The 15,009-nt window shown below is 61.3% G+C and carries 14 protein-coding genes; 7 read left to right on the top strand and 7 right to left on the bottom strand.

Annotation, left to right across the window (positions count from 1 at the left end; translation table 11 throughout):
• The first annotated feature begins 232 nt into the window (after positions 1 to 232).
• Together VNZ93_RS03655 and VNZ93_RS03650 are read left to right on the top strand one after the other, a co-directional pair.
• Complete coding sequence (locus tag VNZ93_RS03655) at positions 233 to 943, top strand: Sua5/YciO/YrdC/YwlC family protein (RefSeq protein WP_325700238.1); 711 nt, start codon at positions 233 to 235, stop codon at positions 941 to 943.
• Between the two features lie 91 nt (positions 944 to 1,034).
• Entirely contained in the window at positions 1,035 to 1,700 is a 666-nt protein-coding gene (locus VNZ93_RS03650; protein ID WP_325700235.1) for a GntR family transcriptional regulator, read from the top strand.
• A 36-nt stretch (positions 1,701 to 1,736) separates the two neighbouring features.
• Here VNZ93_RS03650 and leuD read toward each other — a convergent pair whose 3' ends face one another.
• From leuD to VNZ93_RS03635, 3 genes are read right to left on the bottom strand one after another with little or no spacing between them, the layout of a single operon-like run.
• Positions 1,737 to 2,381 (bottom strand): 3-isopropylmalate dehydratase small subunit, encoded by a 645-nt coding sequence (gene leuD / locus VNZ93_RS03645; protein WP_325700241.1) that lies wholly within the window; start codon positions 2,379 to 2,381, stop codon positions 1,737 to 1,739.
• Complete coding sequence (leuC, locus tag VNZ93_RS03640) at positions 2,381 to 3,793, bottom strand: 3-isopropylmalate dehydratase large subunit (protein WP_325700232.1); 1,413 nt, start codon at positions 3,791 to 3,793, stop codon at positions 2,381 to 2,383. The genes leuD and leuC overlap by 1 nt, the downstream gene beginning before the upstream one ends.
• Positions 3,790 to 4,656 carry an isocitrate lyase/PEP mutase family protein gene (locus VNZ93_RS03635; protein WP_325700229.1) on the bottom strand — a complete coding sequence of 289 codons (867 nt, stop codon included), beginning with the start codon at positions 4,654 to 4,656 and terminating at the stop codon, positions 3,790 to 3,792. The genes leuC and VNZ93_RS03635 overlap by 4 nt, the downstream gene beginning before the upstream one ends.
• Before the next feature lie 358 nt (positions 4,657 to 5,014).
• On the opposite strand from VNZ93_RS03635, the gene VNZ93_RS03630 reads away from it, so the two are divergent.
• From VNZ93_RS03630 to VNZ93_RS03615, 4 genes are all read left to right on the top strand, one after another.
• On the top strand, positions 5,015 to 5,995 hold the full coding sequence (locus tag VNZ93_RS03630) for a tripartite tricarboxylate transporter substrate binding protein (RefSeq protein ID WP_325700226.1): 981 nt from the start codon (positions 5,015 to 5,017) through the stop codon (positions 5,993 to 5,995).
• Positions 5,996 to 6,222: 227 nt separating this feature from the next.
• Positions 6,223 to 7,200, top strand: a complete 978-nt coding sequence (locus VNZ93_RS03625; RefSeq protein ID WP_325700223.1) for a tripartite tricarboxylate transporter substrate binding protein — start codon at positions 6,223 to 6,225, stop codon at positions 7,198 to 7,200.
• Between the two features lie 47 nt (positions 7,201 to 7,247).
• On the top strand, positions 7,248 to 9,557 hold the full coding sequence (locus VNZ93_RS03620; RefSeq protein WP_325700220.1) for a CoA transferase: 2,310 nt from the start codon (positions 7,248 to 7,250) through the stop codon (positions 9,555 to 9,557).
• Between the two features lie 35 nt (positions 9,558 to 9,592).
• On the top strand, positions 9,593 to 10,576 hold the full coding sequence (locus VNZ93_RS03615) for an NADPH:quinone oxidoreductase family protein (protein ID WP_325700217.1): 984 nt from the start codon (positions 9,593 to 9,595) through the stop codon (positions 10,574 to 10,576).
• Here VNZ93_RS03615 and VNZ93_RS03610 read toward each other — a convergent pair.
• From VNZ93_RS03610 to VNZ93_RS03595, 4 genes are read right to left on the bottom strand one after another with little or no spacing between them, the layout of a single operon-like run.
• A complete protein-coding gene (locus tag VNZ93_RS03610) occupies positions 10,573 to 11,040 on the bottom strand; it encodes a MaoC family dehydratase (protein WP_325700214.1) in 468 nt (155 codons plus the stop codon). The two genes, VNZ93_RS03615 and VNZ93_RS03610, sit on opposite strands and share 4 nt — an antisense overlap.
• A gap of 7 nt (positions 11,041 to 11,047) precedes the next feature.
• A complete protein-coding gene (locus tag VNZ93_RS03605; protein ID WP_325700210.1) occupies positions 11,048 to 12,199 on the bottom strand; it encodes an acyl-CoA dehydrogenase family protein in 1,152 nt (383 codons plus the stop codon).
• Complete coding sequence (locus VNZ93_RS03600; RefSeq protein WP_325700207.1) at positions 12,196 to 12,699, bottom strand: MaoC family dehydratase; 504 nt, start codon at positions 12,697 to 12,699, stop codon at positions 12,196 to 12,198. The genes VNZ93_RS03605 and VNZ93_RS03600 overlap by 4 nt, the downstream gene beginning before the upstream one ends.
• Before the next feature lie 46 nt (positions 12,700 to 12,745).
• Entirely contained in the window at positions 12,746 to 13,492 is a 747-nt protein-coding gene (locus VNZ93_RS03595; RefSeq protein ID WP_325700204.1) for a GntR family transcriptional regulator, read from the bottom strand.
• A gap of 213 nt (positions 13,493 to 13,705) precedes the next feature.
• Here VNZ93_RS03595 and VNZ93_RS03590 point away from each other — a divergent pair, with 213 nt between their 5' ends.
• Positions 13,706 to 14,947 carry a CoA transferase gene (locus VNZ93_RS03590; protein WP_325700201.1) on the top strand — a complete coding sequence of 414 codons (1,242 nt, stop codon included), beginning with the start codon at positions 13,706 to 13,708 and terminating at the stop codon, positions 14,945 to 14,947.
• The last annotated feature ends 62 nt before the right edge of the window (positions 14,948 to 15,009 follow it).

The raw sequence follows: 15,009 nt of genomic DNA, 5'->3' as shown, positions 1-15,009 counted from the left end.
CCGGTATTGCCGTGGGCCGCCCTGCCGAGGCTTCTCGACCAGGGCGGATGCAGGGCTGTACCAGCAATCGAGAGCCTCGGACTTGCTATATTAGCATTCGCGCTTCGGGGCGAACGACGGCGCTCGCGTTTAATCAGGTCGCGGCTCATCTGGTCAGCTGACGATTGACACTCGACACGTTAGGCGGCAAATCTTCTTAAGATGTCTTATAACGAATTTAGCCGGAGCGCTTATGCTGAAGCCTGAGCCGGGGACGGCTTCCCTGATCGATTACGAAGCCGACGCACAGCGTGTATTCGATGTTGTTGCGAATGGCGGCACTGCGATCATGCCGGTCACGACCGGATATGCGCTTCTGGGCGCAAGCCGCGATTCGGTCATGGGTATCTTCAACAACAAGAAGCGTGCGCCAACCAAGGTGACAGCGTTGTGCGGCAGCATGGAAGTGTTCGAAGCGGTGCAGATCGTCGGCGATGAGCAACGCCGGGTGATCGACGCGATCACGCAATTCTTCCGCCTGCCACTCGCGGTCATAGCGCCGGTTCGCCTCGATCATCCATTATTCGACAACGTCCACGCCGACATCCTTGCGCAGAGCAGGCGCGACGGAACGATGCTGACCCTGATCAATGGTGGCGCGCTGGCGGATGCGGTCGCGCATCTCAGCCTCAAGCATCGAGTCGCCATGTTCGGTTCGTCGGCCAACATCTCGACCAAAGGCACGAAGTTCCGTCTGGAAGACATTGAGCCGGAAATCCGCGCGATGGCCGACATCGAAATCGATTACGGCCCCGTGCGCTGGAACGCATACGGCAAGTCTTCTACGATCATCGACTTCCGCGACTATACCGTCGTCCGGGCCGGGATCGCCTACGAGCAGATCGAGCACATCTTGAGGAAACACTTCTCCATTACGCTCAAGGTGCCGGCCGCAGCGGCATAAGCGCCAGCGCCGCGGGCTGGCGTACGGACGATGATTTGTTTTGGTGCGAGGTGGTCACTATAACGAACCGGCATCAAGGCGTGTCTCAACAATGGCTCCGCTCGTCCGCTCGGCTCAGGGTCTGGCCGTAAATACGGTCGCCGACTACATCAAGAATGGCATCAGGATCGGCAAGTTCGCCGCCGGTCAGAGGCTTGTCGCCTCGGAACTGGCGGCGGATCTCGCGGTCAGTCTTGGTGTCGTGCGCGAAGCGCTGAGCCTGCTCGATGGGGCAGGGCTGATTGAGCTTCTGCCAAATCGCGGCGCTCAGATCAGGCCGCTCTCGCGCGACGATGTGCGGCAGATTTTCGAACTGCGAGAGGCTCTGGAAGGTCAGGCTGCGGCGCTCGCGGCCCGCAATCTGCAGGGCATGAAGGCTCGAAAGGCCCTGATGGATGCCTTCAAGGCGGCGGACAAGGCCGCCGCTGCAGGCAATGTCGTCGACTATCGTGCGTCAAACGCAGCGTTCCATCAGACGATCCTGACGCTCGCGAACAACCCCCGGCTGGTGGATGTCGCATCCGAACTGACGGTGCCGATCTATCAGTTACAGCTCAGCATGTTGCTGAACGAGCGCGAACTGAAAGTGGCGGCGGCCGGTCATCGCCGCATCGTCGATGCCATCATGGCCGGTGACGAGAATGCAGCCCGCACGGAGATGCAGGAGCATGTCCGCATCTCCGGCGCAGTCATGATGCGTCTGGTGGAGCCGGCCTGACGTTCCGGCGGCCACCGATCGCGCAACGATCTGACTTCAGGTCTTTTTCGATTCTGCCGTTGCCGGCACGGTCTGCCACACCCAAGGCCGCCTGACCCGATCCTGCTGCTGAAACGCCGTGATATCCGGCAACGACAGCAATGTCTCTCCGAGCTGATCGAGGCCTTCGAGTAGCGCATGACGACGCGCGGGCTCGATGTCGAACGCAATGCTGTCGCCGTCCTGCATCGTGATGAGGCAGCGCTCGAGATCGACCGAAAGCGTAACGGGCTTCTCGTCGAGCCCGATCGCGACGAGCCTTGCGTATGACTCGGCCCGCAGGGCAATCGGCAGCAAGCCATTGCGCAGACAATTGGCATAGAAGATGTCGCCGAAATCGCGCGCGATGATGGTGCGAATGCCCAGCTGATCGAGCGCCCATACCGCGGGCTCACGCGATGAGCCGCACCCGAAATTGGCGCCCGCGACGAGAATGGGAGCCCCTCGGTAGGCGTGTTGATTGAGAACGAAATCCGGATTTTCGCTGCCGTCGCTTCGGTATCGGATCGCCTCGAATGCGACCCTCCCGAGTTGTCCGCGCGGCGTCGAAACGCAATGTTCGATCGGTATGATGAGGTCGGTGTTGACATCATCGATGAGCAGCGGCGCTGCGACGCCCGTCACGGTGGTGAATTTTCGCATCATCGGTTGAGCTTGCGCGGATCTGTGATCGTTCCGGTCAGGGCGCTCGCGGCAACGACCGCGGGACTTGCGAGATGAGTCCGGCTGCCGGGGCCCTGCCTCCCCACGAAATTCCTGTTGGTCGTCGATATGGATCGCTCGCCCGGCGCGACGATGTCTCCGTTCACTGCCGAGCACAGCGAGCAGCCCGACTCGCGCCAGTCGAAACCGGCGTCGCGGAAAACGCGATCGAGGCCTTCTCGTTCGGCTGCGCGCTTGACTGCGCTCGAGCCGGGCACGACCCAGGCCCTGATCCCAGGAGCAACAGTGCGGCCACGAACAATATCCGCGGCGATTTTCAAATCGCTCATCCGTCCGTTGGTGCATGATCCGATGAAAACGTGCTGGACCGGCAGGCCCTCCAGGACCTGGTGCGGCTGCAGATCCATGTATCGGAGCGTTTCCGCCACGGCGGCTCGCGTCTTTGCTTCGGGCGCAGCGTTGGGGTCCGGCACACGTCCGTCGATCGGTTGCACCTGATCCACACTGGTGCCCCAGGTGACCTGCGGCCGCAATTCGGTCAGGTTCATTGTGAGTTCGCAGTCGAACGCAGCGTCGTCGTCGGTGTGAAGCTCTCGCCACGCCTCGACGGCGCTGTCCCAGAGCGCGCCCGATGGCGCATAGGGGCGACCGTGCAGGAAATCGGCGGTCACCGAGTCCGGCGCGATGATCCCGGTCCTGGAACCGAGTTCGACGGCCATATTACACAGCGTCAAGCGCTCTTCCATGAGCATTGCCTGAACGGCAGAACCACAGAATTCCACCGCGTAACCGACGCCGGCGCCGGCGCCGAAGCGGCCGATCACGGCGAGTATGACGTCTTTGGCGAACACCGATGACGGCAATGCGCCATCAAGCCGGATGCGCATCGATTTCGGTTTGCCCTGCACGATGGTTTGCGTCGCAAGGATGTGAAGTGCATCGGTTTGCCCGACGCCCCAGGCGAGAGCGCCCAACGCACCATGAGTGCAGGTATGACTGTCGGTGCACAGAAACGTGGTGCCGGGTAGGGTCAGGCCAAGCTCCGGGCCGATCACATGCACGATGCCCTGGTCGGCATCACCGATATCGAAGTGACGGATGCCCGCTTCACGCATCAGATCGCGCATTTCGAACACATAGCGTCGGCTCTTGGCATCGACGTGATGCTCACGTCCCTGCGCCGTTGAAACCGCATGATCGGTGACTGCGAAGTTGAGCGCAGGTGACTGCATCGTCAGCCCGCGCTTGCGCAAATCCGGAATGGCGATCAGCCCGCTGAGATCGTGCAGGAAGAAGCGGTCCACGTGGATGAGGTCTTCCGCAGGCGAAAGCTGCTTGATCACGTGTTGTGACCAGAGCTTGTCGAGCAATGTCTGGGGACGCTCTGTCATTCGCGCTCCGGCCTGTCATGACCCGCATAGTGTTTCTCGAACGCCCACATCTGCGGAAAGCCGACCAGCGCGTGGCCTTCGTTGGCGGACAGTGGCGGCCCCGAAAGCGCGGCAGAAACCTCGCCGCGGCGAAGGCCAGCAAACGCGCCCTGGATCGCGCCAGCCGATGCAAGCCATGCAATGCTGGGATAAATCGCAAAGGCAAAGCCCATTTCCGCCAGGACGCTTGCCGGCAAGACCGGTGTGCGGCCTCCGGGCACAACGTTGACCATCATCGGGATGTCGCTGTGCTTGCCGAGCTGCGCAAGCTGGGATTCGGTTTCAGGCGCATCGACAAACAGGATGTCGGCGCCAGCGTTCGCATAGTCGTCGCAACGCTTCAACGCGGCATCGAAGCCTTCGGGTGCGATCGCGTCGGTGCGGGCAATGATCAGCATGCCATCGCGAGTGCGATGATCGAGCGCGACGCGGATGCGCTGTGTCATCTCCGCAATCGGGACGACCCGCTTGCCGTCGGTGTGCCCGCAGCGGCGCGGCGATTCCTGATCGTCGATCTGCATTGCGGCCGCGCCGGCGCGCTCGTAGTCCATCACTGCGCGGCGCAGATTGCCTATATTCCCGAAGCCCGAATCCGCGTCCACGATCAGCGGGAGGTCGGAGCACCGCCGGATGATCGAGATGCGATCAACGAATTCGCCGGGTGTCGCGAGCCCCATGTCTGGAAGACCGAGCGTCGCGTGAAGCCCGTATCCGGTCAGGTAGAGCGCATCGAAGCCGGCCTGCTGCGCGGCAAGTGCTGTGATGCCGTCATAGACGCCGGGTACGTCGAAGAAACGGCCGCGGGCCAGCAGGTTGCGGAGCATTGCAGGAGGACTGGGTAGCTGCGCCTCGCCGGGTCGAGTATCGGCTCTCGTCGCGCGGCCTAAGCCGTCGCCGAGTTCATCCGTTTGCGTCCCGCGGCCTGAGCTATGTCCCATGTTTGGTTGGCCGCCTGTCTGGTCCCCGTGCCGGCTCACGGCCTGACTTCCCGGCTGAGCTTGCTCAAAATCTTAGGAAGATATATTAGGCAACGGATCGAGGGTCAAACGGTGAAGGAATGTACGGTCATTCCCCACCCAACGACAGGGGTTGCTGCTTGCGGCAACTTGTCCGGTCATTTAGGCTACGCAACCAATAAGGCCGCGCAGTCGCGCGACGAACTGCGGCCATGGGAGGGAATCTATGAGGAAGCTGTTTCTCGCCGCGGCGTCGTTGCTCGCGGCGTCATCGGCGATCGTTGGCATCACCGCTATAGCCTCGGCGCAGACCTTTCCGTCTCGTCCGGTTACTCTGGTCGTGCCGTTTCCGCCGGGGGGCGTCATCGACACCACGGCGCGGGTGATCGAATCCGGCCTTGCGAAGGAGCTTGGCCAGCCCGTCGTGATCGAGAACAAGGGCGGCAGCGGCGGCAATCTCGGCACACAGTTCGTGGCCCGCGCACAGCCGGATGGGCACACCATCCTGATGGTCCCGAACGCGACCGTCGTGATGAATCCCTACACCTTCAAGAGCTATCCAATCGACCCGGGAAAAGATCTGACCGGAGTAGGCATGGTCGGCGAGACCTATCTCGGCCTTGTTGTTCCGGCGAACTCGCCGTTCAACACCGTGCAGGACATTGTTGCGGCGGCAAAGGCGAAGCCGGGTGAACTGACCTATGCGCATATCGGCCCAGGCTCCGCGCACAACATCGCAGGCGCGTTGCTCAACAAGAAGGCCGGTATCAACATCACGCCGGTCCCGTTTCAGGGCGCGGGTCCCGCGCTGCAAAGCCTGCTCGGTGGTCACATCAGCATGAGCTACGCGACGATCGCGGGGATCATGCCGTACATTGAATCCAAGCAGATGAAGCTCATCGCTTTGGCCGAACCCGGCCGCATCAAGAAGATGCCGAACGCCGTTACGATGAACGAAGTGGTCCCGGGTGTGGAGGTCACCTCCTGGGTTGGTGTCTTTGCGCCGGCCGGAACTCCGAGGCCCGTCGTCGACCGGCTGAACACTGCCATGAACAAGGTGCTGGCCATGCCGGAGGTGCAGGCGAAACTCGATCGGATTGGGGTGGTGCCGACGCCGGGGACGGCGGCGGCATTCGACAAGCGCGTCCAGGAAGACCTCAAGTTCTGGAAGGGCGCGATCGAACTGGCCGGCATAACGCCGCAATAGCCGCATCGACCTGGACGGAAAACACTGGCCGGGCCCGGTCAATTGCCGGGTACCCGGCCAGTCGTCATTTTGCACTCGCTTGCTCGCGGGCTCGCCGCCGTAACGATGTAAACAATTGTCCGGTCAATTAGCGTGAAGCTTTTTTCTTGTCTGTAAATGTCCGGTCATTTAAGGTCGCCTCAGCAAACTACCCGCAAATAGAGACTGCGGGCTGAGGGGAGGGTGTGATGAGGGTGTTCCTGCGCGTGGCCACGGCGGCGGTAACGTCGTCCCTAGTTCTCGGTTTGACACTGGCCGCGACCGCTCAGGGATTTCCAACCCGTCCGGTTACGCTCGTCGTGCCTTTCCCGCCCGGAGGCGTGATCGACACAACCGCCCGCGTCATCGAGGCCGAACTGAGCAAGGAGCTTGGTCAGCCGGTGGTGATCGAGAACAAGGGTGGCAGCGGCGGAAATCTCGGCGCGCAGCTTGTCGCCCGCGCACAGCCCGACGGTCACACCATCCTCATGTCGCCCAATTCGACGGTGGTCACGAATCCCTTCACGTTCAAGAACTTCCCGATCGATCCGGTGAAAGATCTCGCGGGTGTCGGCATGGTGGGCGAGACGTATATCGGTCTCGTTGTGCCTGCGTCATCGCCGTTCAATTCCCTCAAGGACGTTGTGGAAGCCGCTCGCGCGAAACCCGCGCAATACACTTTTGCTCATATTGGCGTTGGCTCCGCGCACAACATTGCCGGTGCATTGCTCAACAAGAAGGCGAACATCGACATCACTCCCGTCCCGTTCCAGGGGGCGGGTCCGGCCATGCAAAGCCTGCTCGGCGGACACATCACCATGAGCTACGGCACGCTCGCGGGAATTTTGCCCTACGTCGAAACCAAGCAATTGAAGTTGCTGGCGATCGCCGAACCGAAGCGCATCAAGAAGCTGCCGGAGATCACAACGATGGCTGAAGTTGTGCCGGGCGTGGAGGCGACCGTATGGGTTGGTGTGTTCGCGCCGGGTGGAACTCCGAAGCCTATCGTCGATCGGCTGAATGCCGCGCTGAACAAGGTCATTGCCATTCCCGAAATTCAGGTGAAGCTTGATCGCATCGGTGTCGTACCTACGCCCGGTACGGTGGCCGACTTTGAGAAGCGGGTTCGCGACGATCTAAAGTTCTGGAAAGAAGCGGTCGAACTCGCCGGTATCTCGCCGCAATAATCATCCAACTCCGCCTATCCCAGTTCCAGTTGTCTGCATTGAACGCCGTGACTCACACTGTCGACGCATTGAATGACGTGATCGTCACGGAGGAGATCTCGGCGACAACACCGTTCTGGGCGGTGCTTGCGATCGGTCTCGCCGGACGACTGGCGGCGGATTTCGGCGCGCGCGTGATCCGCGTGCATGCCGGCGGCGACCCGCTTTCCGGCAATAACGGACGTCACTCCGGGCCGGCAGCAGCAGCGCATCTTCGCGCTTTGCAGGACTTTCTCTGCGCGGGAAAAGACAGCGTCGATCGCACAGCGTGCGAGAGTGTCCCGGTCTCTGACGCCGACCGGTTCACCACCCACCTTTCGCTTCGATACGATGCCGACGACGAGATCGTCGTTCCATTTTCCGGCGCAGCCGGAATCCGGGCGCTGCCGCGCAAGCAGGTCGCGTTCTTGGAAGAGGTCGCCGGGAAAGACGCGTCGTTGCCCGGTAGCGAATTCACGATAGCGGCCCGTGCCGGTCTTCTGGACATCGTTGGGCGTTCCGACTCGCGACCGCTGATGATGGGCGGTCACCAGATTTCATTCTCCACCGGCCTCTCCGGTTTCCTTGCGGCGGCGACCCTGCTTCATTCCGAAGACATCGACCGCGCGGAAGTCTCGGCCCTCGGTACGGCGCTTTGGATCAACTGGAAGTCGCTGGCGGCGGCGGCCCAGGGCCGACCGATCCCGCGCCGTTCGGCGGAACATGGAAAATGGCGGACCGTGCCGTGCGCCGATGGCCACGTTGCCCTGGTTTATTTCGATCGGGATTGGCCGCAGATCAGCAAGATGACCGGTGACCCGGTCATGGTCGAGTTGTCCGCATCGCGCGCGTGGACCGATCGGGATAAACTCGCTTCGCTTGAGCGTGGTGTGGAAGCATGGGCACTGCGTCACACGCGCAGGCAGATTGCCGATGCGTCGAAATCCTTCGGCCTTGCGTTCGGACCGGTCTGGACGCCCGCTGAACTCTTAGAGGATCCGCAATACAGCGCGCGGCATTTCTTCGGCAATCCGGCGGATGAATCTTCCGATCCTGCCCGACGCCCGCGTTTGCCGATGGTGCTTGCAGCGCAAGCCAGGTCTCCCGGTTCACGCAAGATATCAGCACCGCGCAACGGCGGACCGCTTGCCGGCGTGCGTGTGATCGATCTTGGAATTCTCACGGCGGGAGCTAGCACATCGGCAGTTCTCGCCGATCTCGGGGCCGATGTGATCAAGGTGGAGTCGCCGACTTATCTCGATCCCTTTCGCGGCACGCCGGGCACGAGCCGTGCTGAAGGCTGGTGGAATAATTCAGACGCGTTCAAGAGCACGAACCGCAACAAGCGCGGCATCTGCCTTGATCTGAAATCCGCGCGTGGCCGCGACGTGTTTCTAAAGCTCGCCGGTCATTCGGATGTCGTTATCGAGAATTTCCGGCGCGGAGTCATGCAAAGGCTCGGCATCGGTTATGGCGCGCTCCGCACTGCAAATCCCGGGATCGTTCTTGCGTCGGTTTCGAGCCAGGGCGAGGACGGGCCGGAGGCGGGCAACATCTCGTTCGGTTCGACGCTTGAGGCAACGTCCGGACTAGCTGCGCTCACGGCCTACGCGGACGGTACACCGCTCGTGACCGGCATGGACCTGAACTATCCCGATCAGGTGGGGTCGATGTTCGCTGCCGCAGCCGTCGTCGCCACGCTGCATGCGACGAAGCGCTCTCGGACCGGCGCGCATCTCGACATTTCGCAGCGCGAACTCACGACATATCTGCTGGGCGAGGCGGCGATGTCAGGTGGCGATGCCCGCATCGGCCGGCTTGGCAACGCCTCCCCGGAATGGGTGCTGCAGGATGCGTTTGCGGCACGCGACGGCTGGATCGCGGTCACCATAAAGGATAATGAAGCGTTGATGCGTGCGCTCGCACTGATGGATACGTCCCGCTCGAACGGCGGAGATATCGAGTCAGTGCGGAGTTCAATGAACGCGTGGGTGTCCGGCAAGGATTCGAAAGACGTCTGTCGCGCCTTGAAGGGCATCGGCATCGCTGCTGCTCCTGTCTTCAATGGACAGGAAGCCTGGGCCTACGCTCAGCAAGCCGAACCCGGCGCAATTCGGCCGCTCGCACGTTCGCCGTCAGGCGGTATCGTTAAAGGGTTTCCGCTCCATCTGCCGCGGCGACCGACCGACGTGATATGCGAGGCCCCCAATCTCGGCCAGCACACGGAAGCTGTACTGCGAGAGATCCTCGGCATGTCTGACGATGAGATCGAAGCGCTCACACGGGACAACGTGATAGGAACGCGACCTGCCTCGCCGAACGCATCACGTCTCGACTGATCGCAAGTCCGGCGCAACTGACGAAGAAGCAAACAATGAAAGCTGTTCGTTGCCATCAATGGGGCAGTCCTGACGTCCTCGCGGTCGAAGATGTTGATACGCGTGCGCCGGGGCCGGGCGAAGTCCGGATTCGCGTGGAAGCGAGTGCGGTCAATTTCACAGACACGCTGATTGTTGCGGGAAAATATCAGTTCAAGCCGAAATTGCCGCATATCCCGGGGCACGAACTGTCCGGCACCGTTATCGAGATCGGCGATGGCGTGACGACCTGTCAGGTTGGCGATCGTGTCATGGCATCCGCCCGGCACGGCGGGGGCTTTGCGGAGGAATATGTCGGAGCGGCGGAGCGGATTTACCGGATACCGGACAACATGAGCTTTGAGGCCGCGTCCGGTTTTATCATTGGATACGGCACGGCGTATTTTGCGCTCACGTATCGCGGTCAGTTGCAACCGGGGGAGACCCTGCTGGTCAACGGCGCCGCAGGAGGCGCCGGGCTCGCGGCGATCCAGATCGCCAAGGCGCTTGGCGCGCGCGTCATCGCTTGCGCATCAACGCCTGACAAGGTTGCGCTGGCCGCAGCTTACGGGGCCGATTGCTGCATCAACTATACAAGCGAAAGCGTGCGCGATCGGGCGAAGGAGTTCACCGAGGGAAGGGGCGTCGATGTTGTCTTCGACCCCGTCGGCGGCTCGGCGTTTGAGGAAGCCATGCGCACCGTGGGCTGGCACGCGCGCATGCTGATCGTCGGATTCGCGTCGGGCACCTGGCAGCAGATCCCCGCCAACATCGTGCTGGTGAAGAACATCTCGGTGATGAGTTCGTTGTGGGGTGGCGAGTCCGAGCGCGATCCGGACTTTGCCCGAACCGTGCTTAACGGGGCGCTCGCGCTCTACCGCGACGGAAGGCTCAAGGCTCTCCCCGGAAAGACCTACGCCTTGAAGGATGCGCCCGACGCGTTGCGCGACATGATGAACCGCAAGGTCCTCGGCAAGAGCGTCGTCCTGCCACGCGCCTAGACCGGCCGGCGCCGCATGAGAACACGACGTTCGGCCTCGAACACCACCTTGTCGTCCTGATTGAAGCCGACATGGCGGAATGTCACGATGCCGGCATCCTTGCGATCGCCGTCTGCCCGCTCCAGTACTTCGCTGTATGCGTAGAGCGTGTCGCCGTGGACGACAGGATGCTTGAGCCGCAAGCCCGTGATCGATAGCTCGGACAGAGCATTCTCCGCCGTATCCTGCGCCGCTAGGCCAATGACGATGGAAGCGGTGACTCCTCCGAAAACGATCCGCGTGCCGAACGGCGTCTGGCTCATCAGGTGCTCGTTGAAGTGACCGTCGGCCGTGTTCATCACCAGATTGGTGATGAACTGGTTTTCAAGAGCCTCGACTGTCTTGCCGCGGCTGTGACGGATCACAAGGCCGGGAGTGAAGTCTTCGAAATAATTGTTCGTGCCGGTGAGGGCGGGATCGCTCATGACGCACCTATGCGAGCAGACGGTCGGAGATGATGCGCAACTGGATCTCCGAAGTTCCCTCGAAGATTTTTGTCAGACGAGCATCCCGCCAGAACCGCTCGACCGGATGCAGTTGCGTGTAGCCTGCGCCCCCAAGCACCTGCAGGGCGTCCGACGTAACGCGCTCGGCCATCTCGCTAGCCAGATACTTCACCATCGAGGCTTCCTTGTCGCTGCGACGCCCGGTGTCGATGCAATCGCACACGTAATACATGAGCTGACGTGCGGCCTCGATCTCGGTTGCCATCTTTGCCAGTTTGAACCGGATGCCTTGGAAATCGGACACAGGCTTTCCGAACTGAACGCGATCCTTGGCATAAGCGATAGCCGTGTCGAGGGCTCCGGACGCGCAGCCGATTGCACGCGCTGCTGTGTGAGCGCGCGCTTTTTCAAGCTCGCTCGAAATCAGATAGAAACCCTTGCCTTCCTCTCCCATCAGCGAAGACGCCGGAATGCGGAAGTCATCGAATGCGAGTTCGAAGGTCTTCATTCCGAAATAGCCGATCTTCGGAATGGCATTGCCCTGCAGCCCTTTCGGGAAGGTGCCCCGCGGCTTCTCAAACATGAAGCAGGAGATGCCTTCGTGACGACGCTTCGGGTTCGTCGGTTCCGAGGTGCGGGCCATCAGGATCATGAAATCCGCGCCGTCGGCGAAGGTGCACCAGTACTTATTGCCGTTGATCACCCAGCTGTCACCGTCGCGACGCGCGCGGCAGGCGATGCCCGACACGTCTGAGCCGACATCCGGTTCCGAGATCGAAACGCAACCGATGAAGTCGCCGCGCGCCATTCTGGGCAGATACTCTCGCCGTTGTGCTTCGGTCATCACCGGCATGCCGATGAGGCCATTGGCGCGCGCCATGATACTTGCGACGCTCATCCACGCCTTCGAAAGTTCTTCGGCGACGAGGCAATATTCGAAACAGCCGAGCCCGAGGCCACCATATTCCTCGGGAATGAGGATGCCGAAATAGCCCATCTCCGCCATCTTTTCCCGCAGTTCCATCGGGATGTCGCCCTTCTCGGGGTCGAGCTTGTTGGCGATCGGCAACACTTCGCGCATCGCGAACTCGCGCGCGCTTTCCTGGATCAGGCGTCGTTCTTCCGTCAGATATGTCATCGAAACCGTTCTTTCCGCACCAGATTCGTTCGCTTGAAGTCCACCACCAGCACCTTGTGCTGATTGAATCCTTTTGTATGCCAGGTCACGATGCCGTGGCGTTCGTCGCTCTTGGACTCGCGGCAGTCCAGCACCTCGCTGGTCGCGGTCAGCGTGTGGCCCGGATAGACCGGCGCGTGGAAGGTCAGATCCTCGATGCCGAGGAACATTCCTCCGGCCTCGCTCAGATCCTGGACACTCAGTCCGAACGCGGTGTTGAACACCAGCATCGGACAAACCACGATGTCGGGATGGCCCTCCGCGCGCGCGTATTCGCGATTGAAATAGCGCGGGTTGTAATGCAGCGTCAGCGTCACGAAGATCGTGTTGTCCGCTTCCGTGATGGTCCGACCCCAGTGGTGGACGAACACGCGGCCAGGGGAAAACTCCTCATAGGACGTCCCCTTCCGCCACAATGTGGCGCGCGCGCGCAATGCGTGCGGATCGTATGGCGCCGTCATGCTCTCCTCGTGTTTCGAAAGCGATTGAACCTTGCGCGCTGCCGGATCAGACCCCGGCTGGCGACGGATTGGCCTGCCGCAGCAACTGCGTCTTCATTGTGAAGCGATCGGCTGGATAGAGGCTGATCGCGATCTGATAAAGTTCGTCGGCCGGGTCGAAATAGCGGCGCAATACGAACAGGCCGGGACTGCCCGCGTCCGCCTCCAGTTCCGCCGCGTGCTTCTCGTCGATTGCAACGGCGCTGATTTCCTGCTCGAGCCGTGTCAGGACCGTACCGAAATGCTGTTCCAGCAAAGTGAAAATGCCGGATGTTTGCGGCGTCACATGTTTGCGCACCTCCGCATATTTGCGCGCGACGAAAATCTCGGTCCAGCACAGCTTGATGTTGCGCTCGACATGCCAGCGCAGACCCGCGAAGCGCAGCCAGCTTTCGCCGGGCTGGCAGCCGAGCAGGTCGGCGAGCCCCTCGCGAACCGCGATCAGCCCTTCCGACTTGCGTTCGAGCCGCGTGTCCTGAGCGGCATCGAACAGCCGCCCGAGCGTGTCGATCTCCTGAACGAACAGCGTGGGATCTTGACGGCCGCAGACCACGGTGCCGGCGCCGCGTCGCCGTTTGAGGAGGCCGCGCGACTGCAATTCCCGGATCGCCTCGCGAACGGTCTGGCGGCTGACACCGAACCGGTCGCAAAGTTCGTTTTCCGGCGGGAAGCGGTCTCCCGCCGCATAGCGTCCCGACATGATTTCGTCGGTCAAGGTCCGGCGAATCTGTTGGTACAGCGTGGGCGCAGACATGGTCTTTCCCGCGGTCAGTGGAAATGTCCGAACAATTGATCGCACGGCCGGGGGCGACTTGCAACTCCTTCGTTTTCCGCCGTCCCCGAGAGCCCGGGCCAGCGCTCAAAAAGCCCTAAGGTCTGTGCGAACGGTATATTGTACGTACAATTTTGCTTGACCGTGCGGATGAACGGTGGTGGGACTGCACGCAAAGGAAAAGGCGTGCGGGCGATGGCGGGCGAAAAGCCGAACACCGAGGACAGGGGCGGGGCACTGGAGGGGATCCGGGTGATCGACCTCACGCAGATGCTGGCTGGGCCTTACTGCACGCAGATGCTGGCGGATCAGGGTGCCGAAATTATTAAGGTGGAGCCGCCTGCAGGCGACAATTCAAGGTTTGTGGGTCCGTATCGTCCGGACGATACCCAGCGACTTTTTGGCGGTTATTTCGCGACCGTTAATCGGAACAAGAAGAGCATTGTTATCGATCTGAAGGTCGACGAAGGGCGAGCGCTGCTGCGCCGGCTGGTGCGCGGCGCCGACGTGCTCGTGGAGAATTACCGCGCCCGCGTGATGGATCGCCTCGGTCTTTCATATGAATCGCTTCGCGAGGAAAATCCGGCGTTGGTCTATGCGGCGATCCGCGGCTTCGGTGATCCGCGCACCGGCGAAAGTCCTTATGTCGACTGGCCGGCCTTTGATGTGGTGGCACAGGCCATGGGTGGCTTGATGGGGATCACGGGTCCGGATCGTAATACGCCGATCAAGGTTGGCCCGGGGATCGGGGATATCGTTCCGGGCGCCTTTGCAGTGACGGGCATCTTGGCTGCGCTTCTACGTGCCAAGACCAAAGGTCAGGGGCAGTTCGTTGATGTGTCGATGGTCGACGTCATGCTGGCGCTGTGCGAGCGAATTGTCCATCAATACAGTTTTGCAGGCCATGTTCCTCGTCCTGAAGGGAACCAGCATCCGATTCTAACGCCATTTGGTCTCGTCAAAGCCCGCGACGGTTTTGTCAGCATTGCCGCGCCGACCGACGAGTGGTGGAAAAAATTGTGTCATCTCATCGGCCGCGAAGATTTGCTGGCCGATGAGACGCTTGCCACCAATGAGCTTCGGACGAGGAATAAGGATCGAGTTTATAGCGCCATCGAGGCGTTTACGAGCGCGCATACCAAGCGCGAGCTTCTGCAGCTTCTCGGCGGGCGCATACCGTTCGGACCAGTCTACGACATTTCCGAAATTGCAGCTGATCCGCATTTCGCAGCGCGCAACATGCTCGCTGAAACAAGCCATCCCGGGACGGCGACCCCGGTTCAGCTTGCCGGTATCCCGGTCAAACTCAGCGATACGCCGGGTCGGGTATGGTCCAGCCCCCCTCTACTCGGCGAACATACCGATGAAATCCTCGTCTCCGCAGGTTTGTCTGCAGCCGAAATCGCCGACCTGCGTCAGCGCAAAATTGTTCAATAGCAAGAGTCTCCAATAGGAAGTGTGACGATGCAGACCAAGCGACCCCGCCGTGCGCGCCGCGT

Origin of the sequence: Pseudorhodoplanes sp. (genome assembly GCF_035565795.1) — a bacterium.
GTDB lineage: Bacteria > Pseudomonadota > Alphaproteobacteria > Rhizobiales > Xanthobacteraceae > Pseudorhodoplanes.
This window is presented reverse-complemented; position numbering and strand designations above follow the sequence as displayed.